20 protein-coding genes are annotated in these 21,797 nt (G+C 58.5%); 9 read left to right on the top strand and 11 right to left on the bottom strand.

The window, feature by feature from the left end; translation table 11 throughout:
* Positions 1-6: 6 nt before the first annotated feature.
* The 3 genes from ACH518_RS20540 to ACH518_RS20550 all read right to left on the bottom strand — a co-directional run bounded on the left by ACH518_RS20540 (position 7) and on the right by ACH518_RS20550 (position 4,280).
* Positions 7-2,514, bottom strand: a complete 2,508-nt coding sequence (locus ACH518_RS20540; protein WP_445371443.1) for a 6-hydroxymethylpterin diphosphokinase MptE-like protein — start codon at positions 2,512-2,514, stop codon at positions 7-9.
* 22 nt (positions 2,515-2,536) lie between these two features.
* Positions 2,537-3,391, bottom strand: coding sequence for a flagellin N-terminal helical domain-containing protein (locus ACH518_RS20545; RefSeq protein ID WP_278210844.1), 855 nt, complete (start codon positions 3,389-3,391; stop codon positions 2,537-2,539).
* 244 nt (positions 3,392-3,635) lie between these two features.
* The gene (locus ACH518_RS20550; protein WP_445371444.1) at positions 3,636-4,280 is read right to left on the bottom strand and encodes an FMN-binding negative transcriptional regulator; all 645 of its coding nucleotides are present in this window, start codon (positions 4,278-4,280) and stop codon (positions 3,636-3,638) included.
* A gap of 229 nt (positions 4,281-4,509) precedes the next feature.
* Here ACH518_RS20550 and ACH518_RS20555 point away from each other — a divergent pair, with 229 nt between their 5' ends.
* The 9 genes from ACH518_RS20555 to kdpC all read left to right on the top strand — a co-directional run bounded on the left by ACH518_RS20555 (position 4,510) and on the right by kdpC (position 15,249).
* Positions 4,510-5,196, top strand: a complete 687-nt coding sequence (locus ACH518_RS20555) for a hypothetical protein (protein ID WP_445371445.1) — start codon at positions 4,510-4,512, stop codon at positions 5,194-5,196.
* Positions 5,197-5,455: 259 nt separating this feature from the next.
* Positions 5,456-7,684: a spermidine synthase gene (locus ACH518_RS20560; protein ID WP_445371446.1), complete on the top strand. Its 2,229-nt coding sequence runs from the start codon at positions 5,456-5,458 to the stop codon at positions 7,682-7,684.
* A gap of 8 nt (positions 7,685-7,692) precedes the next feature.
* Positions 7,693-8,721, top strand: a complete 1,029-nt coding sequence (gene lpxD, locus ACH518_RS20565) for a UDP-3-O-(3-hydroxymyristoyl)glucosamine N-acyltransferase (RefSeq protein ID WP_445371447.1) — start codon at positions 7,693-7,695, stop codon at positions 8,719-8,721.
* A 27-nt stretch (positions 8,722-8,748) separates the two neighbouring features.
* Positions 8,749-9,426, top strand: coding sequence for a ribose-5-phosphate isomerase RpiA (gene rpiA, locus ACH518_RS20570; protein WP_445371448.1), 678 nt, complete (start codon positions 8,749-8,751; stop codon positions 9,424-9,426).
* A gap of 233 nt (positions 9,427-9,659) precedes the next feature.
* Positions 9,660-10,139 (top strand): peroxiredoxin, encoded by a 480-nt coding sequence (locus ACH518_RS20575; protein WP_445371449.1) that lies wholly within the window; start codon positions 9,660-9,662, stop codon positions 10,137-10,139.
* Between the two features lie 420 nt (positions 10,140-10,559).
* A complete protein-coding gene (locus ACH518_RS20580) occupies positions 10,560-10,649 on the top strand; it encodes a potassium-transporting ATPase subunit F (protein WP_064020706.1) in 90 nt (29 codons plus the stop codon).
* The gene (gene kdpA / locus ACH518_RS20585) at positions 10,649-12,460 is read left to right on the top strand and encodes a potassium-transporting ATPase subunit KdpA (protein ID WP_445371450.1); all 1,812 of its coding nucleotides are present in this window, start codon (positions 10,649-10,651) and stop codon (positions 12,458-12,460) included. Before ACH518_RS20580 ends, kdpA begins: the two co-directional genes overlap by 1 nt.
* Positions 12,461-12,546: 86 nt before the next feature.
* Positions 12,547-14,649, top strand: coding sequence for a potassium-transporting ATPase subunit KdpB (kdpB, locus tag ACH518_RS20590; RefSeq protein ID WP_445371451.1), 2,103 nt, complete (start codon positions 12,547-12,549; stop codon positions 14,647-14,649).
* A gap of 9 nt (positions 14,650-14,658) precedes the next feature.
* Positions 14,659-15,249, top strand: coding sequence for a potassium-transporting ATPase subunit KdpC (gene kdpC / locus ACH518_RS20595; protein ID WP_445371452.1), 591 nt, complete (start codon positions 14,659-14,661; stop codon positions 15,247-15,249).
* A 64-nt stretch (positions 15,250-15,313) separates the two neighbouring features.
* Here kdpC and ACH518_RS20600 read toward each other — a convergent pair whose 3' ends face one another.
* The 8 genes from ACH518_RS20600 to ACH518_RS20635 form a co-directional block, all read right to left on the bottom strand.
* Positions 15,314-15,664 carry a hypothetical protein gene (locus ACH518_RS20600; protein ID WP_445371453.1) on the bottom strand — a complete coding sequence of 117 codons (351 nt, stop codon included), beginning with the start codon at positions 15,662-15,664 and terminating at the stop codon, positions 15,314-15,316.
* Positions 15,665-15,823: 159 nt separating this feature from the next.
* The gene (locus ACH518_RS20605) at positions 15,824-16,270 is read right to left on the bottom strand and encodes a hypothetical protein (RefSeq protein WP_445371454.1); all 447 of its coding nucleotides are present in this window, start codon (positions 16,268-16,270) and stop codon (positions 15,824-15,826) included.
* Between the two features lie 97 nt (positions 16,271-16,367).
* The gene (locus ACH518_RS20610) at positions 16,368-17,786 is read right to left on the bottom strand and encodes a phosphomannomutase (RefSeq protein ID WP_445371455.1); all 1,419 of its coding nucleotides are present in this window, start codon (positions 17,784-17,786) and stop codon (positions 16,368-16,370) included.
* Between the two features lie 116 nt (positions 17,787-17,902).
* Positions 17,903-18,589 (bottom strand): helix-turn-helix transcriptional regulator, encoded by a 687-nt coding sequence (locus ACH518_RS20615; RefSeq protein WP_445371456.1) that lies wholly within the window; start codon positions 18,587-18,589, stop codon positions 17,903-17,905.
* An 18-nt stretch (positions 18,590-18,607) separates the two neighbouring features.
* Complete coding sequence (locus ACH518_RS20620) at positions 18,608-18,982, bottom strand: VOC family protein (RefSeq protein WP_445371457.1); 375 nt, start codon at positions 18,980-18,982, stop codon at positions 18,608-18,610.
* 80 nt (positions 18,983-19,062) lie between these two features.
* Positions 19,063-20,568 carry a helicase HerA-like domain-containing protein gene (locus ACH518_RS20625; RefSeq protein ID WP_445371458.1) on the bottom strand — a complete coding sequence of 502 codons (1,506 nt, stop codon included), beginning with the start codon at positions 20,566-20,568 and terminating at the stop codon, positions 19,063-19,065.
* A gap of 49 nt (positions 20,569-20,617) precedes the next feature.
* The gene (locus tag ACH518_RS20630; protein ID WP_445371459.1) at positions 20,618-21,271 is read right to left on the bottom strand and encodes a TlpA family protein disulfide reductase; all 654 of its coding nucleotides are present in this window, start codon (positions 21,269-21,271) and stop codon (positions 20,618-20,620) included.
* 19 nt (positions 21,272-21,290) lie between these two features.
* A complete protein-coding gene (locus tag ACH518_RS20635) occupies positions 21,291-21,773 on the bottom strand; it encodes a YajQ family cyclic di-GMP-binding protein (protein ID WP_256611403.1) in 483 nt (160 codons plus the stop codon).
* Between the last annotated feature and the right edge of the window lie 24 nt (positions 21,774-21,797).

Here is a 21,797-nt window from a genome sequence, read left to right on the forward strand (position 1 = left end):
TTAGCCCTAACCCGCCGTTTTCTGCTCCGACAGGTGCCGCTTCAAAGCCAACGCCGCAGCGTAATCCGGTTTTTGCTGCAAAATGTAATCCAGCATCATATCCGCCCCATCGTAAATCCGGCATTCGCCGTACAACGCCGCCAATTTCATCTGTACCAGTACGTCTTGCGGGAACTGCCCGATATACGCCGCGTACGAATCGATAGCCGCAACCATGTCCTGCTGCAACCGTTGAATTTCGGCGTAGAACGGCAAATACACCGGATTCAATTGCGACAAGCACTCCAAAGCCAATCTGGCCGTTTGCCCGTCGTCGTGACTGACGCCGATCGCGGCAATTCTGGCCAAAGCTTCCTCCAGCAAGGCATCCCCCAAATCGACCACTCGCTGGTAAGCGTCCAACGCATCTTCCGGGCACTCCTGCAATTCGGCCAGATAGCCCTCGACCAAAAAGCGGTAACAATTTGCCGCCTGCTGTTGCTCATGCTTATCCAGTGCGGCAAGCAAATCTCGCAGTTCTGCCGTTTTGCGATGTTTGAACAGCAAACCGGCCCGATGCTTTACCGCAGCCAGATTGCTGTGGCTCTTGGCTCGAGCCATGTGCTTGGTATTGCGATCGCTCAAGACGTCCGCATAACGCCGCTCCATCTCGGCAAATTCAGCAGCGAACCCGGCCGGTAACGATTCTTCGCCGAATTTTCGCCGCCACAATTTGACTCGGCCGTAACTGCGGTCTGTTTCCGCCTGGGCAAGCAGCTGAGCAAAATCGGGCTGCGGCATTTGCTCTTGCCGACGCGCAGAAACCCGATCGATCGCTGCATCGATCAAAGCCAACAACTTATTGGCGCCTTCGGCATAGGCATCGTAATAGACGTTGCCCAATTGGCGGGCTTCCTCGGCGCTCCATTCCGCATCGTCGAACGGCTTGGTCAATTTGATGAAACTGCGAATACCGAATTTTTTGACCAGCCGGCTGTATTGCCGATATTCGCGCTTAAATTTTTTCTCGATTTGGTCAAGGTTTTTCTTGTCTTTAAAACTGACGACCGTACCCTCGCTCCGATACATCGCGTCATTAATTTGGCGGGCGTTAGCAGACAGTTTGGCAATCGCTTTGACTTGGTGTTGCGCGCGTTTCAATTCGGCATGAACCTGCTCGAGATCCTGGCATCCGCCGCTCGCCGATGACAGCCGTGCCGTCAGAATGGAATCCACATCGACAGGCTCTGAGTCCAGCAGCAACGACGCCGCCGGCAGATATTCCACCGCTTCGATTTTTGCGGCCCCCTCGGCCAGGTTGACGATGCGACAACCGGCACGGCTCAGCAACTGGGTCTGCCGTCCCAACGACTTGATCGCTTGGGCAAAATCGCAACTGGTTGGCGCCAGATAACCGCCATTAGTCTCGACTTGCAATGAGGTTAGATTGAAGCGCGGCCCAGCCAATTGTTCGTCGCTGCCTTTGGCGTGAGTGAAGCCCTCGCGGGTAAAACACAGGTCGACGCCGCATAAAATAATGCGACTGAAACCGAATTCGTAGGCCATGTTCAAGGCCGTGTTGGTCACGGTAGGACCGGCGCTGCTCAGGTTTTTGATATTCAAGTCGCTCTGCCAGGGCAAGCGGGCCCCCAGATAGAGCATGGTGCCCGGCCATTGACTGACCAACGTCGGTACAGTGTGGTAAGAACAGACAAAAACGGTTTTTTTGCTGAAGTTCAGCATTTCCTTGCTGATATCGAAACTTAAATCGGTGGGGTCGACGGAAAACACGAAGTCCGGTTCGATACCGGCGGCCAGCAGTTGCCTGGAAATGCGGGAGACGGCAAATACCACGCACTGCTGCCGATGCTGGATTACCCAGGGCAAAGCCTGATCGAGCGACGGCCCGCCGGCAAGAATTGCCACCGTTTTGCCGCTGAACGCCTTCGCCAATAATTTGGCCGGCAACCGGTTGTCGGCTGCATTGGCGATTTGCCGGGCAATAAACGCTTCCGAACCCAATTCGGCGCTATACCGCCAGTTCAGTTGCGACAGAACCTCGGCGACGTGCCAACTCAACTCGGCGTATTCGTCGATAAAATCGTCCTGTGCGCACAACGCATTGACCGATTTCACCGCATCGATATAAAAATAATCGGCGGCTTTGAATTTTTGCAGGGTCTGCGGCCACTCGCCGGGACCGACGCAAACGATACGTTCGTCTGTCTCCCCAAGCAAGTCATGGCTGAGCAAGGCCTGCAATACCCGATCCGGCTCGATAAAAATATATCGGGTACCCTTCGGCAAAGTCTTGCCGCGCAAATACTGCAACAACATGCCGGAATCAGTACCGACAACGATGTTCAGCTCGTCTTCCCTGAACAACAGATCGCCGAACTTGGTCTCGAACAACGCCGCCGCGCCGAGCTTATCGAACGCGTGGCGATTCAGATTGAAAAAGTAGCGGTCGCCGAACGCGTTCGTCGTTAACGGCCCCAGCGCTTGTTCATCCGCCAAATCGATCGTTTCTGTCATACCTCGCGCCTGGTAGCCCGGTTTATTGCAATAGTTTCAAGACCCCTTGCGAGACCTGATTCGCCTGCGCCAACATCGCCGTGCCGGCTTGTTGCAGGATCTGGCTGCGGGTCAGATTCGAAGTTTCCGAAGCGAAGTCGGCATCCATGATTCTGGACCGCGCCGCACTTTGGTTCTCGATAGACGATTGTAGATTAGCAATCGTGGTCGTGAAACGGTTTTGAATCGCACCGAGGTTGGAACGGAAGATATCGATCTTCTCGATCGCGGTATCGATCGCATCGATCGCGGACCGCACGAACGTGGAAGTCGCAGCGCTACCGATCGAGCGGTTAGTGCCGAACAGCTCGTTGATGCCGGACATACTCAACAGATTGGATACCGTCACCGAAATCTGGTTATCCGAGGCGGTGTTGGCACCGATTTGGAAGTTCGCGCCTTGCAACGAGCCGTTCAGGATTTTCTTACCGTTGAACTCGGTGTTGGTGATAATCCGCTGCAACTCGTCGCCCAACTGGGCAAACTCGGTTTGCAGTTTTTGCCGGTCGCCATTGCTGACCGCCGCCCGGTTCGCCGCCTGAATCGCCAGATCGCGCATCCGTTGCAAGGTTTCGGTCAGCGTTCCCATGCCGGCCTCGGCAGTTTGCGCCATGGAAATACCGTCGTTGGCGTTGCGCATGGCAACCGTCATACCGCGGATCTGCGAAGTCATCCGGTCGGCAATCGCCAAACCGGCCGCGTCGTCTTTCGCGCTGTTGACCCGCATGCCTGAAGACAAGCGCTCCATAGACGTTTGCAGACTTTCGTTAGTCCGGCTCAGATATTTCTGGCTGTTCAATGAAGCGATATTCGTATTGATGACCATTGGTGATGGCATGATCGTTCTCCCGATAAATCTCTAATGAGTTTGGCATTATTGCCGCCTACCCGGATCATTCACTTTCCATGCCATATAACTTTTATATAAAAAAAACAAAAACTTATATAAAAACAAAAAATATTTCATCCGCCGAAGTCTGGCAAAGGCGCAATTTATTGCCGCCCCGGCACGGATTTCCAGTCAGATTCTTGACGCCGCGCAGCCGGCAATCATTTGCCTAAACACCGTCGCAACGCCACCATCAATCGCCGTTGGGCAAACGGCGCCGCACCAGATCCGCCATTGCTGCTGCTTGCGGCTGGCTGCAGGATTGCAATCCTGCGATTACCCCGAGCCGATTGGCGATGGGCTGGTTTTGACTGACTTTCCACTTCCCCTCCAAGCGCTCGACGGCAATTTCGATACCGATAATCTGGTTCAGCAAATTGCCAGTAAATTCGGCCGGCGCATCGGCCAAAGCCCACGGCGAGGCCAGACCGGTCTCCTGCACGTCGGTCATCTCCGCCAAGTGTCGATACAACCAAGCGGCATCTTCTACAACCCGCAGCCGGCCATGAGCATGCACGACGGCGTAATTCCAGGTCGGCACAACTTTGCCATGCTCGCGCGTGCCAACGTACCAGGTTGGCGAAATGTAAGCGCTGGGGCCTTGGAACACCGCCGACGCCGGCTGGCGTCGGTCGTATTCACGCCAAACCGGATTGTTGCGGGCGACATGACCATGCAACACGCCTTGCTCAGAGCCGTCATCGCGCCAAAGCAACGGCAGGTGATTGATTTCCGTTCCCGTTGAAGTCGGTGTAATCAGGCATGCCAACGGGTAGTCCCGCATCAATGCCTGGAGAAGCTGTGGGTCGTGCTCTTGAAACTGAACGGGGCTGTACATGTTGAAAACTACCAATAACCGGTTTTGAAGTTATTCCGCCAGCAGCGCCGGGGGATAGCGGCTGACTTTAACACGCTAGTCAAGATTGGCACATGGGCGGCGAATCGTTAGAATTCCGGCGACGGTCGGCATTCGCGCCCCACCGTCAGCTAGTTCACTCGACCACTAAAGCGGCGCAGCTAACCAGCTGCCGTCGGCCAAGTCTGTTTCACCGTTTAGGATCTAATCAATGAAATGTCCAGCACTCTTAACCGCAATCGCGGTCATCATGACCGGCTGCGCGGCGATCGAAACGCCAGCGCCCGCCGAAACCCTGGCGCCGATTCCCGACTTTAAACCCGCGCCCTCTCAGACCAAGACCCAGCCGGCAGAGAAAACCGGTCCGGTCGATGTCTATCTACTACCGCTAGACGATTTCTCCGCCGATTACGCCGCACAGATGGCGAAAACGTTGACTAAGGAGTTCGGCATTCGGGTCAAGGCCACGCTGCCGTTGGGTAGCTTGCGCTTGCACGCCTTTCCCGGCACGCAACAATACGCCGCGCAAGATATCTTCGAACAAGCCGGTACGGTGATGCGACGCTTGCCGGAAGGCGGCAAGCACACCCATTTCGTGTTCCTCACCAACCGCGACATTAATGCTCGCGACCGCAATTTTCGTTTTCAATTTTCCTTCCACGACCGCGATTGCCGCTGCTCGGTTGTTTCTGCCGCACGCATGCACCAACCGGGAGATACCGCGACCAGTCCGGCAGTGGAAACCCGCTTTCTGAAAATGACCAAGCGCGCAATCGGCGAAATGGATTTGGGTTGGACCCGCTCTACCGACATCAAAGACCTGATGTATTCGCCGATTATGAGCCTGGACGATTTGGACGAACTCGGCAACCGCCATCCGCCGATCCGCTCCCGCTAACCGAGTTGGCTATTGAAGGCTGGCGACCAGCAGCCGGGCTCGGGCAAAGCAAGACTAAGCCGGTCGCGGTGGAAGTCGCCAAAACCTTGACGCGACCGATATCGCCCCTGCGAACAATGCGTCACCGAGCGAACAAAACCTCCAACCTTCCGCTTCCCCCGGCGGCAAAGGCTGGTCACTCGTATCGCCGGAGCGGCCACAAGCGCCGCCAAATGCTTTATGATGGGCCGCGACTCGTTCGACCACAATCAGAATAACAATGAACAGCACCGCACAAACTGCCCGCCAATCTTCGATTTCTCCCGTCATTCCGTTCGCCGCCACCCTGTTCGCCAGCGCCACGTTAATGTTCGTGCTGCAGCCGATGTTCGGCAAAATTCTGCTGCCCTTGCTGGGCGGTACGCCGGCGGTGTGGAATACCTGCATGGTGTTTTACCAGACCCTGCTGTTCCTCGGCTATCTGTATGCCGATTGGCTCAGTTCGCGTTTCGGCAGCCAGCGCCAGTTGCAAATCCATACCGCGCTGCTGATTTTCAGCGCGATCGCGTTACCGGTAGCGTTGCCGGCAGACGCGACGCCGCCCACCGCCGGCAATCCGACGCTATGGCTGGTTTGGACTTTGTTTCTAGCCATCGGCCTGCCCTTCTTCGTGGTGTCGACCACAGCGCCGTTGCTGCAAGAATGGTTCTCGCACAGCGGCCATCACAGCAGCGGCGATCCCTACTATTTATACGCCGCCAGCAACGCCGGCAGCCTGTTGGCGCTATTAAGCTACCCGTTTTTGATCGAACCCAATTTGGGCCTGACGACGCAACGGCTGGCCTGGAGTGGCGCTTACGTCGGCTTATGCCTGCTGATTCTGGTTTGCGGCATCAGTTTTTGGCGGAATCAGGCCGATAAGGCCGAAGACGAGGTGCTGGCCGATGCCGGCGTCGAACCGCCCACGACGTTGCAACAACTGCATTGGCTGGCCTTGGCTTTCGTGCCGTCCAGTTTATTGCTCGGCTTGACTCAGTTCATCAGTACCGACATCGCCGCAGTACCGTTGTTGTGGATCGTGCCGCTAACCTTGTACCTACTGACCTTCATTCTGGTGTTCGGCACCTGGGCCGACCGGCTCCGGCCCTGGATGCTGGCCGCGCAACCGGCGGTATTGACGATATTCATCGCCTATTCCTTCATCAATCCGGCCACGCTGCCTTATTGGCTGGACTTGATTCTGCACCTGATCGCGTTTTTCCTGGCGGTAATGGTCTGCCACGGCGAATTGGCGAAAAGCCGGCCGCATCCACGATATCTGACCCGTTTTTATCTGGTCATGTCGTTCGCCGGCATGTTGGGCGGACTGTTCAATACCTTCGTCGCCCCGTTCGTATTCAACTCGGTCTACGAATACCCGATCATGATCGTCGCGGCACTGTTGTTGCGTCCCGGCTTTTTCGACGGCAAATGGTTTCTGCAGCCGATTTTCCCGGCCGTGGTGCTGGCGGTCGGCCTGATCGTTTATTTCAGCAGCCGCGAATTGTTCGACTATCTGGATCTGATCGGCGGCGCCCTGATCCTGCTGGCCGGCGTCAGTTACGCACTGCGCCATAGCCCAATCGCGCTAGGTTCGCTGACGGGCGTGTTGCTGCTGTTTACGCTGGGCCTGCACAGCATGGCCTCCAACACCCTGTACCAGGAACGCAGCTTTTTCGGCGTAATGTCGGTGCGCGACACCGTGATCCCGGACGAAAACCAGAAGCCGGAAACCGTGCACGAGCTGTACCACGGCACCACTAAACACGGCGCACAACGCCTGACCCCCGGCAACCTGACGACACCGTTGACCTACTACAGCAAACCCGGCCCGATCGGCCAGGTGTTCGCCGAGTTCGACGCCGAAAACCAGCATTGGCATATCGGCGCGGTCGGTTTGGGCGCCGGTGCGCTGGCCTGCTACTTCAAGCCCGGCCAGCAATGGACGTTTTACGAAATCGATCCGCTGGTGGTCGAGGTGGCCCAAAATCCGAAATGGTTCAGCTACCTGAGCCGCTGCAACCCGCAAGCCGAAATGGTGGTCGGCGACGCCCGCCTGTCGCTGGCCAAAGCCGCGGACCGCAGTTTCGATCTGCTGGTCATGGACGCATTCAGCTCGGATGCGGTGCCGACCCATCTGCTGACCCGCGAGGCCTTGCAGCTATACTTCGCCAAGCTGAAAGACGACGGCCTGCTGACGTTTCACATCACCAACCGCCACCTGGCTTTGAAAAAAGTCATGGCCGACCACGTCAACCAGTTGCATCTGGCGGCCTTGCTGCAGGAATTTAAACCGGAAACCGATGTCCCTCTGGTGGTCGCCACCGACTGGGTGGTGATCGCCAAGAATCCGGAACGCCTGCAACGCTTGCAGCAAAGCCGGCTCGGGCATTGGCAAAAATTGCCGTTGACCTTCGGTTTGCAACCCTGGACCGACGACTTCACCCATATCATTGGAATTTGGAAATAGGAAACCGCATGCTTATTAAGGATCTGGCCCAACTCTGCGACGCCACCGTGCACGGCGGCGATGCCTCGGTCTTCATCAACTCCGCCGCCGACATCATGTCTGCCCACGCCCATCAGGTGACGGTACTGAGCGACGGCAAATACAAAAAATACTTGAAAGACACCCAAGCCTCCGCCTGCTTTATCAGCGAAGCCTTGATCGACAGCGAAATCCCGGAAAATCTGGCCCTGCTGGTGTGCAAGGACCCGGAAATCAGCTTCTTGAATGCGGTGAAGGCACTGCACCCGGAACCGGTGCTGAAACGCCAGGTGTCCGAACATGCGGTACTGGCCGACACCTCGACGCTGGGCTACGACGTCCACGTCGGCCCTTTCGCCACGATCGGCCAGCACAGCAGCATCGGCGATAGCAGCACCATCGAAGCCGGCGCCCGCATCGGCAACCACGTCTCGATCGGCAAACACTGCCACATTCACCCGAATGCGGTGATTTACGACCGCAGCGTGATCGGCAACAACGTCATCATCCATGCCGGCGCGGTCATCGGTGCCGACGGCTTCGGTTACAAATTCCGCGACAACCAGCACGTCAAAGTGCCGCACGTCGGCCACGTCGAAATTGCCGACAACGTCGAAATCGGCGCCAACACCTGTATCGACCGCGGCGCGCTGGGCGCGACCAAAATCGGCGCCGGCAGCAAGATCGACAATCTGGTGCAGCTGGGCCACAACAATATCGTCGGTCGCAACGTCATCATCTGCGGCCAGTCCGGCATTTCCGGTTCCTGCACCATTGAGGACGGCGCGATTTTGGCCGGCAGCACCGGCGTTGCCGACCACGTCAAAATCGGCTCCCGTGCCGTGGTCATGGCGCGTAGCGGCATCTCGGCCGATGTCGATCCGGGCGCACAAGTGTTCGGCAGCCCGGCCAAGGATCGTAAAGTGGCGTGGCGGGAATTAGCGGCGCTGGCCAAACTGCCGGAACTGTTGCAGAAATTCAAGGCCCTGGAAGCCCGGATCGCCAAACTGGAAGAATAAAGCCAACCAACACAGGAGCAGACGACCATGAACGATAAACAACGCGTCGCCCACTACGCGGCTCAGCAAGTGCAAAACGGCATGATCGTCGGCCTCGGCACCGGCTCCACCGCCAATTTTTTCATCGAAGAACTGGCGCGCCGACAGAACGAAGAAGGCTTGAAAGTCAAAGTCGTGTCCAGCTCGGTGGTCAGCGCCAATAAGGCCAAACAGCTAGGTCTGTCATTACTGGGCATGGAGCACATCGACGGTCTGGATTTATACGTCGACGGCGCCGATGAAGTAGCGCCGGACCTGACGCTGCTGAAAGGCCGCGGCTACGATCTGGTGCGGGAAAAATTGCTGGCCAAAGCCGCCGACTCGTTTTTGGTGTTGATCGACGCCAGCAAACGGGTAAAACGGATCGGCGAAAACTTCCCGATTCCGATCGAAGTCAGCCCGTTCGCCTGGCGTTTGGCGCAACGCAGCGTCGCTGCGATCGGCGGCCACGGCAACTTGCGGCAGACCCCGAACCAGGACGGCCTGGTGGTGACATCGCACGGTAGTCTGGTACTGGATGTGGCTTTCGAACCCAATCTGGACGGCAAAACCCTGAACGAACGTCTGAACGCCATTCCCGGCATCGTCGAACACGGCATTTTCAGCGGCCTGACCCGCGCGGTGTTTTGCGGCCACGACGGTAAAATCGACGAGCAGTGGGCTTAACCGAGCGGCGAATTTCTCCCTTACCAGGGCCCTTAGCCGGAGCCGACTTTGCCCCACTGCTTTTGGGGTAGATAGGGCCTGAAAACTTGGTTCATAATCGGCCAATTGCGGTTTCAACCAAAAACCGCTCCCAATTTCAACGACCGTTGGTCTTGAAAACCCGGCGCCCGCCAACGCAGCGCCACCCGGACTTGGCTCCGGTTCCTACAGGCCGAAATCGAGAGGAGAATCGCATGTCACAATTAGAAAAAAACCAGGAAGCGCCCTTCTTCCGCGCCGTCAACCAACACAATAAACCGGTTTATCTGGCCGACTATCAGGGCGAAAAGAACATCGTGCTGTATTTCTATCCGAAAGACGACACGCCGGGCTGCACCATAGAAGCCAACGACTTTACCGGCCTGGCCGACGAATTCGCGGCGCTGGATACCGTGGTGATCGGCGTCAGCAAAGACGATTGCGAAAGCCACCGCGCCTTCATTGCCAAATACGGCCTGAACGTACAACTGCTGGCCGACACCGACGGCACCTTGTGCGACAGTTACGGCACTTGGCAGGAAGTGGAAAAAGACGGCGTCAAAAAATGGAAGATCGTTCGCTCCACCTTCATTATCGATAAAGACGGCAAGCTGGTGGAAGCCATGTACGGCGTCAACCACGAAGGCCACGCCCAAGCGGTGCTGGACATCGTCAAAGGTCTGGCGGCGGCTTAACCCGGCGTTCTCCGGGTTACGGCATGCGCCGGAGCCCGGTTCCCGTTTTTTATCTGTTCAAACTGTCGGCCACCGCCCGGCCGATACCCTGCCCCCGCTAAAATCCCGCTGTTCACCCGCCGGCCTCTGCAGCCTCGCATACAAGCGTTCGAATCGCCGAGCCACGTAACATCCACCTCTCCGATTCCGCTGCCGCGGCCAAATACAAAAATCTTATATTTTCTTTACCTCGGTTGACGCCATTTTTACGGCATTTTTACCTGCCGATCCCTACCCTATCGCTACGCAATCGATAACGGCGGCAAAGCCGGCTTAATGAGTGGAGGTAACGATGGACACCCTGTATTTACTGGTAGCGGCGACCTTCTTTGCCGCGAGCGCCTTGTTAGTAGCCGGCTGCAATGCGCTAAGGGGGCAAGCATGAGCTGGATTTATCTATTGAGCGGCGGGCTGGCCTTGGCCGTGTTCGTCTATCTGCTGGTCGCGCTGTTTTGCCCGGAGAAATTCTGATGAGTGGACAAGGTTTTCTGCAAATCGCTATTTATCTGATCGTGCTGATAGCTTTGGTCAAACCGCTGGGTAGTTATATGGCCCGGGTTTACCAAGACGAGTCGGTGGGATTGAACCGCTGGTTTGCCGGCGTCGAGCGGCTGTGTTACCGTCTGAGCGGGGTCGATCCCAACCAAGACATGCGCTGGCAGCAGTATGCCTGGGCGGTGCTGGCCTTCAATCTGTTCGGCTTGCTGGCCGTCTATTTGTTGCAACGCTTTCAAGACGTGCTGCCATTGAATCCGCAAGCCTTGCCGGCGGTGACGCCGGATTCGGCCTTCAATACCGCGGTCAGCTTTGCCAGCAATACCAACTGGCAGGGTTACGGCGGGGAAAGCACGATGAGCTATCTGACGCAAATGTTGGGGCTGAGCGTACAAAACTTCCTGTCGGCGGCCAGCGGCATGGCGGTATTGGTCGCTTTGATTCGCGGCTTCGCCCGCCGCAATGCCCAGGGTATCGGCAACTTTTGGGTCGATATGACCCGCAGTACCTTGTATATCCTGCTGCCGTTGTCGTTCGTGTTGGCCCTGGTCCTGGTCGGCCAGGGCGTGGTGCAAACCTTCAACCCGTATCAGACTGTAAGCTTGTTGGAATCCTCGAACAATACGGTTGATGCGAAGTCTATGGGTTTAGCTCCCTCTCCTGCTGGAGAGGGTAGGGGTGAGGAGAATCAAACTGGCAAACCAACTAAACAAACCCTGGCCTTGGGCCCGGCCGCCTCGCAAATCGCGATCAAGCAATTGGGCACCAACGGCGGTGGTTTCTTCAACGTCAACTCCGCCCATCCGTATGAAAACCCGACACCGCTGTCCAATTTCCTGGAAATGCTGGCGATTCTGTTGCTTCCGGCGGCGCTGTGTTACAGCTTCGGCGTCATGGTCGGCGACACCCGCCAGGGCTGGGCGATTCTGGCGGCGATGACCTTGGTGTTCGTCGCGTTGGTCTTTGTCACCGTGCCGGCCGAACAACACGGCAATCCGGCCTTGACGGCATTGGGCGTCGACCAAAGCATCGGCGCGCAACAAGCTGGCGGCAATATGGAAGGCAAGGAAACCCGCTTCGGCATCGTCAATTCCGGATTGTGGGCGGTAGCGACGACGGCTGCTTCGAACGGCTCGGTCAACTCGATGCACGATTCCTACACGCCGCTCGGCGGTTTGGCGCCGATGTGGCTGATGCAACTCGGCGAGGTGATTTTCGGCGGCGTCGGCTCCGGCCTATACGGCATGATCGTGTTTGCCATCGTCGCCGTGTTCATCGCCGGCCTGATGATAGGCCGCACCCCGGAGTACCTGGGCAAAAAGATCGAAGCCTTCGAGATGAAAATGGCCGCCATCGTCATCTTGATCCCGCCCTTAATGGTACTGGGCGGCACGGCACTAAGTCTGATGCTGGACGCCGGCAAGGCCTCGATCTTCAATCCCGGCGCCCACGGCTTCAGCGAAGTGCTGTACGCCTGGTCGTCGGCCGGCAACAACAACGGCAGCGCCTTCGCCGGCTTGTCGGCCAACGTGCCGTTTTATAACCTCTGGCTGGGGTTGGCGATGCTGTTCTCCCGCTATTGGCTGATGGTTCCGGTGCTGGCGATTGCCGGCTCCTTGGCGGCCAAAAAGACGGTACCGGTCGGTCCCGGCACCCTGCCGACGCATACACCTTTGTTTGCGGTATTGCTGATCGTCACCGTGCTGATGGTCGGCGCGCTGACTTTCGTGCCGGCACTGGCTTTGGGCCCTATCGTCGAGCAGTTGCAAATGCTCGGTCACCATTAACTTCAGCCATCCGCCGGAAACAGCGGTTTTCGCTAGCGCTCGAACCGCTTTATTCCGGCCTACAGAGAATTGATAGAGGTAACACTATGACCAGCAAACCCGTTTCAACGTCCTTGATGGACCCGCAAATCCTTCAACAGGCGTGTTTCGACGCCTTTGCCAAACTGACGCCACGCCAGCAATGGAAAAATCCGGTGATGTTCGTGGTCTACCTTGGCAGCTTATTGACGACCGTGTTGTGGCTGCAAGCCTGGAACGGCGGCAGCGAGGAACCGGCCGGTTTCATCCTGGCGATTACGCTATGGCTGTGGTTTACCGTGCTGTTCGCCAATTTCGCCGAAGCCGTCGCCGAAGGTCGCAGCAAGGCTCAAGCCGCCTTTCTGCGCAGCGCCAAGCGCGACATCGCCGCCAAAAAGCTGGATGAACCGAAATACGGCAGCCACTACAGCAAAGTCGCCGGCTCCAGTTTGCGCAAAGGCGACGTGGTGCTGATCGAAGCCGGCGATTTCGTACCGGGCGACGGCGACGTCATCGAAGGTGTGGCCTCGGTCGACGAAAGCGCCATCACCGGCGAATCGGCGCCGGTGATCCGCGAGTCCGGCGGCGACTTCAGCTCGGTGACCGGCGGCACCCGCGTGCTGTCCGACTGGCTGGTGGTGCGCATTTCCACCAACCCGGGCGAAAGCTTTCTGGACCGGATGATAGGCATGGTGGAAGGCGCCAAGCGCCAGAAAACCCCGAACGAAATCGCCCTGACCATTTTGTTGGTGGCCTTGACGCTGGTGTTTTTAATGGCGGTCGTCACCTTGCTGCCGTTTTCCATTTACAGCGTCGAAACCGCCGGCAGCGGCCGCCCGATCAGTGTCACGGTGTTGGTGGCCTTGCTGGTCTGCCTGATCCCGACCACCATCGGCGGCCTGTTGTCGGCCATCGGCGTGGCCGGTATCGGCCGGATGATGCAGAAAAACGTCATCGCCACCTCCGGCCGCGCCGTGGAAGCGGCCGGCGACGTCGATGTACTGCTGCTGGATAAAACCGGCACCATCACGCTGGGCAACCGCCAAGCTTCCGGATTTTTTCCGGTCAAGGGCGTCAAGGAGACGGTTTTGGCCGACGCCGCGCAACTGGCCTCGCTGGCCGACGAAACCCCGGAAGGCCGGAGCGTGGTGATACTGGCCAAGCAGAAGTACGGTTTGCGCGAACGCGACATTCATTCTCTGGGCGCCACCTTCGTCCATTTCAGCGCCCAAACCCGGATGAGCGGCGTTAATCTCCCCTCTCCCCCTGGGAGAGGGGGCGGGGGTGAGGGTCGGCATATCCGCAAGGGCGCGGCCGACTCCATCCGCCAGCACATCGAAGCCCAAGGCGGGAAATGGCCGGCGGAACTGAAAACCCTGGTCGACGACGTCGCTCGCCGCGGCAGCACGCCGCTGGTGGTGGCGGAAGGCGACAAGGCCCTGGGCGTGATCGAGCTGAAAGACATCGTCAAGGGCGGCATCAAGGAGCGCTTCATCGAATTGCGGCAAATGGGCATCAAGACCATCATGATAACCGGCGACAACCGGCTGACCGCCGCGGCGATTGCCGCCGAAGCCGGCGTCGACGATTTTCTGGCCGAAGCCACGCCGGAAGCCAAGCTGAATCTGATCCGCCAGCACCAGGCCGACGGTCGCCTGGTGGCGATGACCGGCGACGGCACCAACGACGCCCCGGCGCTGGCGCAAGCCGACGTCGCGGTGGCGATGAACAGTGGCACCCAGGCCGCCAAGGAAGCCGGCAACATGGTCGATCTGGATTCCAATCCGACCAAGCTGATCGAAATCGTCGAAACCGGCAAGCAAATGCTGATGACCCGCGGCGCGCTGACCACCTTCAGTATCGCTAACGACGTCGCCAAATATTTCGCCATCATTCCGGCCGCGTTCGCGACCACCTATCCGGTATTGAACGTGCTGAACGTGATGCACCTGGCCACGCCGGCCAGCGCGATTCTGTCGGCGGTGATATTCAATGCCTTGATCATCATCGCCCTGATACCGCTGGCCTTGAAAGGCATCAAATACCGCCCGGTCGGCGCCGAGCAACTGCTGCACAACAACTTGCTGGTCTACGGCCTCGGCGGCTTGATCGTGCCGTTCATCGGCATCAAGGCGATCGATTTATTTTTGGTTGCTATGAATTGGGTGTAAGGAGCGAAAATGTCCAGTTATTTAAGACCCGCAGCGGTGATGCTGCTGTTATTGACCCTGGCCACCGGCGCCGTCTATCCGGCCTTGGTGACCTTAGTCGCCCAAACCGTGTTTCCCGAGCAAGCCAACGGCAGTCTGATCCAAACGGCCCATGGCGAAGTAGTCGGCTCGCACTTGATCGGACAAAGCTTCAGCGACCCGAAATATTTTTGGAGCCGGCCGTCGGCCACCGCACCCTATCCTTACAACGCCAACGCCTCCAGCGGCTCCAACCTGGGGCCGACCAATCCGGCACTGAGCGAAGCCGTTGCCGCCAGGATTCAGGCATTGAAGGACGCCGATCCCGGCAATAACTTACCGGTCCCGGTCGATCTAGTCACCGCTTCCGCCAGCGGCCTGGATCCGCATATCAGTCCGGCGGCGGCGGAATACCAAGTTCCGCGCATTGCCAAGCGGCGAAAAATCGATGAGAGCAAACTACGGGAATTAATCGCGGCCCATCGCGAAGACCGGCAATGGGGCCTGTTGGGCGAACCCAGGGTCAGCGTGTTGCAATTGAATCTGGCGTTGGATGCCGTTAGTTTTCCTGCTCCGAATTAGCTTGCCCGATTCGGCACGGGCGACGGCAAAAGCCGGCCATTGCCCAATCTAACATCGATCCGTATCAGGCCGATTGCCCGTAGACCCGCCTGACCGTCCGGTAAAACCAGCGCGGCCGACTCAAGATGATCGCAAAGGCGATTACCGGGGTGACCGGCAGCGGCAGGATATCGACTAAAAACAGCAGGAACAGACCGGCAAAGCTTTTGATGCGGGCCGCGCGGGTTTCGGCAGCGCTCACAAAATCGGCATCGTCGGGATAATCGTAGATACCGCGCACCAAGCGGTGGAACCAATCTGGACGCTTGACCACGACATACATGCCGATCAAGCAACCGGGAGAAATCGGACCGAAACCGATGATTGCGAATATCGCAAAAACGGACAAGGCTTTGAGTTGGGCGGCATTAAGCATGTTGCGGCAGGTTCTGCGGAAAGAGCGCTAAGCATAGCCAATTGGCCGGCTTTAGGTATTGAATAGGTTTACCGGCGCAATACCGGCATTCGCTGTCCGGTTATCGAATCGACTCAGAGAGAAGCGGGCGGCGGCAAGGCCGCCGCCCGTTTACCGGACTTAATTCAGCAAATCCAGCGCTTTGGCGGCGGCTTTTTGCTTGGCCTTGCCTTTGGCAGCTTTGACCGCTTCGCCGGCGGATTTGGGTGCGGCATCGGCTTCGCCTTTCAGATTCGCGGCGGCTTCCTTGCCGGCTTTAACGGTTTCCGCGCCCTGTTTGACTTCGGCCGGCACCGCTTGCTCCAGCTTTTGCTGCGCCGCGTCTTTCGCCGCTTCCTGGGCCTGGTTTTTCAATGCTCCGGGCGCATTTTCGACACCCTGTTTGACTTCCTGAGCCTGCTCCAAGGCTTGGTTGGCTTGCTCCGCCCGTTGCACCGCGCCCGGCGCTACCGCGGCCGCAGTATCTTTTGCCGCCTGTTTCGCCACGCCTTCCAGAACGCCGGTTTCGGCGCAGGCCGCAGATGATGCCAATAGCAACGACCCGATTAAAATAGCTTTGTTTTGCATGTTGTCTCCTTGGTGTTATGTGTTATCGCGGGTCTACGATATCCCATGGAAACTTAACCACAAATTAACCGAGGCGATATTGACGATAGACCGGGATTCAGCCGGCAATCCGCCGCAAGGTTTCCGCCACCAGACTTTGCGCCCGCTCGGCATCGCCAGCCTCGGCATAACAACGCAGTTCCGGGGCATTGCCGGAAGGCCGCAAGTGGACGATGTCGCCGCTGGCGAAGGTCAGGCGCAGGCCATCGGTGGTATCGCTGTTTACCGGCGCACCCAAGCTATCGCCCCAAAGGCCGCGATAGGCGGTGTCGTCGGCTTGCAAGCGGTCCAGTAACGCTCGGCTGTTGGCCGCAGGAAAATCCTGAATCCGGTCGCTGGCGGTAAAACGTTGCGGCAAACCTTGCAGCAGGCCGGACAATTTGACGCCCTGCCCGCGGGCCATCGCCAATAGTGCCAACGCCGGCAGCAGCGAATCGCGAGTCGGCAACGCGGCCAGAGGTTTGGCGTCGACGCTCAGACCGTTGCCGGCCAAAAAGCCGCCATTGGCCTCGAAGCCGGCCACGCCGCCCGCCGCGACCTGTTCCATACCGGCAATCACGTACGGCGAACCGATCCGGGTGCGTATCACTTGCTTGAACCAGCCCGACGCTTCGATCGCGGTATTGCAACTGACCGGTGTGACCACAGTATCGGCGCCCAGGAATTTGGCGCACAGCAAGCCGACGATGTCGCCGCGCAACCATTCGCCATGCTCATCGCCGATCAACGGCCGGTCGCCATCGCCGTCGGTGGAGATCAATGCATCCAGTTTATATTCGGCGGCCCAGTTACGACCGCGCTGCCTGTCCGCTTCGCCGACCGCTTCGGTATCGATCGGCACGAAGGTATCGGTACGCTCCAAACCAATTACCTCGGCGCCCAGTTCGGCCAGCACCTCTTTCAACACATCGCGGGCGGCGCTGGAATGTTCGTAAACCCCCACCCGCCAGCCGGCCAGCAAATCTCTAGCAAACAGTTTGGTGTAGCGCTGCCGATACTGGTCCAATGCCGCCGGATTGACGGCCGGTAATTCGGCAGCCACCGCTTCCACTTCGACCGTCGCACCGGTCATCGCCGCCTCGTCGGCCTTGCTGATTTCGCCGTCGGCCCGATAAAACTTGATGCCGTTGCGGTCGAACGGAATATGGCTGCCGGTGACCATGATCGCCGGAATGCCTTCCGCCAACGCATACAAGGCCAGCGCCGGGGTCGGCAACACCCCGCAAAAATCCACCTCGCAACCGGATTGGCGGATGCCGGCGACGCAGGCTTGGGCAATCTCCGGGCTGGACGGCCGCAGATCCATGCCCAAGGCAATGCGCTGGCCGCGGCGGGCGAGATTCAAGCCTTGAATAAACGCCAAGGTGTAAGCGGCACAGACCTCGCCGCTCATCTGGCTGACCAGGCCGCGCGCACCGCTGGTGCCGAACGCGACGCCGCTGTCGGCCATCATTTGTTGGATGTTGATTGTCGTCATGGTAGGGATAATGGTTGAAACGGTGAAGGAAAATGGCGGCCGCGTCGGCCGCTTAACCTGCCATGATAGATAAAAGCCGGAATTCGGCAAACCGATTCTTGCCGTCGGCTACAAAATCATTGCGGTGTGCAATGCATGCTGCGAATAAAGTCTTGTAAAGTCTGGCCGGGGTCTTCGCTGAAGGCTTCGTCCAACACCAGCGCGCGCTCGATGCGGTCCAAGCGGAAGTTGCGAAAATCTCCGCGCAACTCGCACCAGCCGACCAGGGTCCAGACGTTGCCCCAGAAATACAGCCCCAGCGGCCGGATCCGGCGCTGGCTGAATTCGCCGTCGCCGCGGCGGTAATCCAGATGCAGCACGCGCTTGGCGTCCAAGGCTTGGCGGCAAATGTCCATCGTGACGTCCAAATCTTCGCGCGGCGAAAACCGCAGCGCGAACAATTTGGACCGTTCAAAACGGTCGCGCAATTCGGCCGGCACCACCGCCGTGACCTTGTCCAACACCGACTGCGCCGACCGGCCCAGTTCGGTACCGGCCCAGGTCTTGACCATGCGGGCGCCGACCACCAACGCCTCCAGTTCGGCGGCGCTGAACATCAACGGCGGAATATCCAGACTGTGACGCAAGGCATAACCAACGCCGGCTTCGCCTTCGATCGGAATCCCGGACAGGCTCAACACCTGGATGTCGCGATAAATGGTGCGCTCCGACACTTCCAGCCGCTCGGCCAGCGCCTTGGCCGTCACCAGCCGACGGTTACGCAGAATCTGCACGATCTGAAACAGACGGTCGGCTCTGCGCATCGTGGCTGCCGCTTCGGACTATGCCGGCGAGTAGAGGCCGACTCGATTGCCTTCGCTGTCCAGCACCAGCGCGAAGTAACCGCACTCGCCGTCGTGGATCGGCGTTTTCGGCATCAAGACCTTGCCGCCGGCGGCTTCGACTTTAGCCAAAGGTTGGCTCAGATCTTCGCCGCCGTTGAAATACACCACGGCTCCGGTTGCCGAAGGTTGATAGTGCTCGTTTTTCACCAACATGCCGCTAACCGCACCGTCTTCGGCTTCGAAAATCGCCAATTGCATGTCGCTCATGTCCTCCAGCTTGAAACTGGTATCCAAGACGCTACGGTAAAAATCCTGGGCGCGGCCGAGGTCGGTTGCAGGCAATTCGAACCAGGTTGCGATATTTTGATTCATGGTGGATTCCTCCATTGGTTTAAAAGAGCCGCCATCCTAAAACAGCCCTCCTGACAGCGTGGTGTCAGCAATGTTTGCCGCTAGCGGCGGCGTCCGCCCAACAAAGAACCTAACACGCCGCGAATGATTTGCTTGCCGACTTCCTGGCCGATGCTGCGCGCCGCGCTTTTAGCTGCAGCCTCCAGCACGGTTTCGGCCGAACTTCGTCGGCCGCGGCGGGAAGTCGATTTACCGGCCCCGCCGCCCATCAACACCTCGCCCCAATCGAAACCGCTGCCGCCGGTATCGCCACCTCCGGCCGGCCCGGCTTGCTCGGCGCGGCCTTTCAGAATCTCGTAAGCCGATTCCCTATCGACTTGTTTTTCGTAATGGCCGGCGATCACCGAGTTCGCTATCGTCTCCCGCCGTTCGGCGTCGCTGGCCGGCCCGATCCGCGACCTCGGCGGTTTGATCAGGGCCCGTTCGACAATGGCCGGCGTGCCTTTGGCTTCCAGAAACGATACCAACGCCTCGCCGACGCCCAGTTCGCCGATTGCCGCGGTGACGTCCAACTTGGGATTACTTCTGAAGGTTTCGGCAGCGGCTTTCACCGCCTTTTGGTCGCGCGGCGTGAAGGCCCGCAACGCATGCTGCACCCGGTTGCCGAGCTGGCCCAGAATCACGTCCGGAATATCCAGCGGATTCTGGCTGACGAAATAGACGCCGACGCCTTTGGAACGGATCAGGCGCACCACCTGTTCGATTTTTTGCAACAGCGCAGCCGGGGCGTCGTTGAACAGCAAATGCGCCTCGTCGAAGAAGAACACCAGCTTCGGTTGGTCCAGATCGCCGGCTTCCGGCAGGTTTTCGAACAACTCCGACAGCAGCCACAGCAACAAGGTGGCGTAAACCCGCGGCGAGTTATACAGGGTATCGGCGGCCAGGATGTTGATTACGCCGCGGCCGCCTTCGGTTTGCAACAGATCGTTGAAATCCAGCGCCGGTTCGCCGAACAGTTTTTCGCCGCCTTCGTGTTCCAATTGCAGCAAGCCGCGCTGAATCGCGCCGACGCTGGCCGCCGAAATACTGCCGTACTCGCCGGCCAGCTCGGACGCATTTTCAGAGGCGTACTGCAACATTGTTTTCAGGTCTTTCAAATCCAGCAGCAGCCAGCCGTTGTCGTCGGCGATTTTGAAGGCGGCGGTCAACACCCCGCTCTGCACTTCGTTCAAATCCAACATCCGCGCCAGCAGCAGCGGCCCCATCTCCGACACCGTCGAACGCAACGGATGGCCTTTCTGGCCGAACACGTCCCAAAACAACACCGGCGCGGCCGCCGGTTGCAGTTCCGGCAGACCCAATTCGGCCAGACGCGCGTCGACTTTGGCGTTGCCGCCGCCCGGCCGGCTCAGGCCGGACAGATCGCCTTTGACGTCGGCCATAAATACCGGCACGCCGATCTCGGAAAAAGCCTCGGCCAGCGTTTGCAAGGTAATGGTCTTGCCGGTGCCGGTGGCGCCGGCAATCAAGCCGTGGCGATTGGCCATGGCCGGCAACAAGTGCAACTCGGCGGTGGCGGATTTGGCGATCAGCAGCGGTTCGGTCATCGAAAATATCCTTGGGGGGTTGGAAAAAGCCGGCCAACGCCGGCGAGTTTTAGAGCAGGCCGGTCAAATCGGTTTCCAGCTCGTCGTAGGCACCGAAGCGGCTCGCACGCAGGATGCCGGCCCTATCGATCAACAGATACGACGGCGTGCCTTGCAGCCGATACCGTTCGAAGGTTTCCGGACGGAACGGCCGTTGCCCGAAATAGGCCCGCAGCCGGGCGCGGATGGCTTGGCGTTCCGTTGGCGGGCGACTTACGAAATCCGGCACCTGTCGGGCGACGAACGCGTCGATCTCGACTTCGAGATTATCCGCCGATTGCGGCACCAGCCGATCCATCGCCACCGGAAAACTCAAGGAATACGGCAGCCGCTCGCCTTTGAGCAGCGCATGCTGCTGCAACAGCTTTTCGGTTTCGCCGATCACGCGGCCGCTGTCCAGTAACAAACGTAAATTGCCGACCGTGTTTTTGTCGAAATCCTCGAACGCGGTGGCCAGGCCCAACACGGTCAAGCCATAGTCCTGGTAGCGCCAATGCAAATCCTCGACCCGCGGCAGGCAATGCAAAAAGCAGCCGGGGCAATTGACCTGGAATACCGCCACCAGCACCACGCGTCCGGCCAGATCGGCCAGTGGCGTCGGCCGGCCCTGCAGCCATTCACCGATTGCCAGCGGCGGTGCCGGATGGCCGATGCGCGCTTCCACCAGGGTCTGCCGGCCAGGATCAATCCCGGAAATTGTTGAATTGCAGCGGTTGTTCCAGATCCTCAGTGCGCAGCATCTGGATCACTTCCTGCAGATCGTCCCTTTTCTTGCCGGTCACGCGCACCTTGTCGCCGTTGATCGCGGCCTGCACTTTCATTTTTTTATCTTTGATCAGTTTGACGATTTTCTTCGCCAGATCGCTGCCGATGCCTTGCTTCAGAGCAATGGTTTGGCTGGCGGTCTTGCCGGTATCGGTGATTTTTCCGCTCTCCAGCGCCGAAATGTCGATGCCGCGCTTGCTCATCTTGGCGTACAGAATCGGCAGCATTTGCTGCAATTGGAAGGTCGATTCGGCTTTCATCATAATGCCGTCGTCGGTCTGTTCGAAATTGGCATTGGAGCCCTTGAAGTCGAAACGGGTCGAGACTTCCTTGTTGGCTTGGTCCACGGCGTTGGTCACTTCGTGGCTATCGAGTTCGGAAACGATGTCGAATGATGGCATGGCATTGATTTACAAGTATAAAAG

This window comes from Methylomonas sp. HW2-6 (genome assembly GCF_052474525.1).

Excerpts from the sequence above, each read along its gene's own strand:
- ACH518_RS20540 (WP_445371443.1), bottom strand. The coding sequence starts at position 2,514 with ATGACAGAAACGATCGATTTGGCGGATGAACAAGCGCTGGGGCCGTTA.
- ACH518_RS20545 (WP_278210844.1), bottom strand. The coding sequence starts at position 3,391 with ATGCCATCACCAATGGTCATCAATACGAATATCGCTTCATTGAACAGC.
- ACH518_RS20550 (WP_445371444.1), bottom strand. The coding sequence starts at position 4,280 with ATGTACAGCCCCGTTCAGTTTCAAGAGCACGACCCACAGCTTCTCCAG.
- ACH518_RS20555 (WP_445371445.1), top strand. The coding sequence starts at position 4,510 with ATGAAATGTCCAGCACTCTTAACCGCAATCGCGGTCATCATGACCGGC.
- ACH518_RS20560 (WP_445371446.1), top strand. The coding sequence starts at position 5,456 with ATGAACAGCACCGCACAAACTGCCCGCCAATCTTCGATTTCTCCCGTC.
- lpxD (WP_445371447.1), top strand. The coding sequence starts at position 7,693 with ATGCTTATTAAGGATCTGGCCCAACTCTGCGACGCCACCGTGCACGGC.
- rpiA (WP_445371448.1), top strand. The coding sequence starts at position 8,749 with ATGAACGATAAACAACGCGTCGCCCACTACGCGGCTCAGCAAGTGCAA.
- ACH518_RS20575 (WP_445371449.1), top strand. The coding sequence starts at position 9,660 with ATGTCACAATTAGAAAAAAACCAGGAAGCGCCCTTCTTCCGCGCCGTC.
- ACH518_RS20580 (WP_064020706.1), top strand. The coding sequence starts at position 10,560 with ATGAGCTGGATTTATCTATTGAGCGGCGGGCTGGCCTTGGCCGTGTTC.
- kdpA (WP_445371450.1), top strand. The coding sequence starts at position 10,649 with ATGAGTGGACAAGGTTTTCTGCAAATCGCTATTTATCTGATCGTGCTG.
- kdpB (WP_445371451.1), top strand. The coding sequence starts at position 12,547 with ATGACCAGCAAACCCGTTTCAACGTCCTTGATGGACCCGCAAATCCTT.
- kdpC (WP_445371452.1), top strand. The coding sequence starts at position 14,659 with ATGTCCAGTTATTTAAGACCCGCAGCGGTGATGCTGCTGTTATTGACC.
- ACH518_RS20600 (WP_445371453.1), bottom strand. The coding sequence starts at position 15,664 with ATGCTTAATGCCGCCCAACTCAAAGCCTTGTCCGTTTTTGCGATATTC.
- ACH518_RS20605 (WP_445371454.1), bottom strand. The coding sequence starts at position 16,270 with ATGCAAAACAAAGCTATTTTAATCGGGTCGTTGCTATTGGCATCATCT.
- ACH518_RS20610 (WP_445371455.1), bottom strand. The coding sequence starts at position 17,786 with ATGACGACAATCAACATCCAACAAATGATGGCCGACAGCGGCGTCGCG.
- ACH518_RS20615 (WP_445371456.1), bottom strand. The coding sequence starts at position 18,589 with ATGCGCAGAGCCGACCGTCTGTTTCAGATCGTGCAGATTCTGCGTAAC.
- ACH518_RS20620 (WP_445371457.1), bottom strand. The coding sequence starts at position 18,982 with ATGAATCAAAATATCGCAACCTGGTTCGAATTGCCTGCAACCGACCTC.
- ACH518_RS20625 (WP_445371458.1), bottom strand. The coding sequence starts at position 20,568 with ATGACCGAACCGCTGCTGATCGCCAAATCCGCCACCGCCGAGTTGCAC.
- ACH518_RS20635 (WP_256611403.1), bottom strand. The coding sequence starts at position 21,773 with ATGCCATCATTCGACATCGTTTCCGAACTCGATAGCCACGAAGTGACC.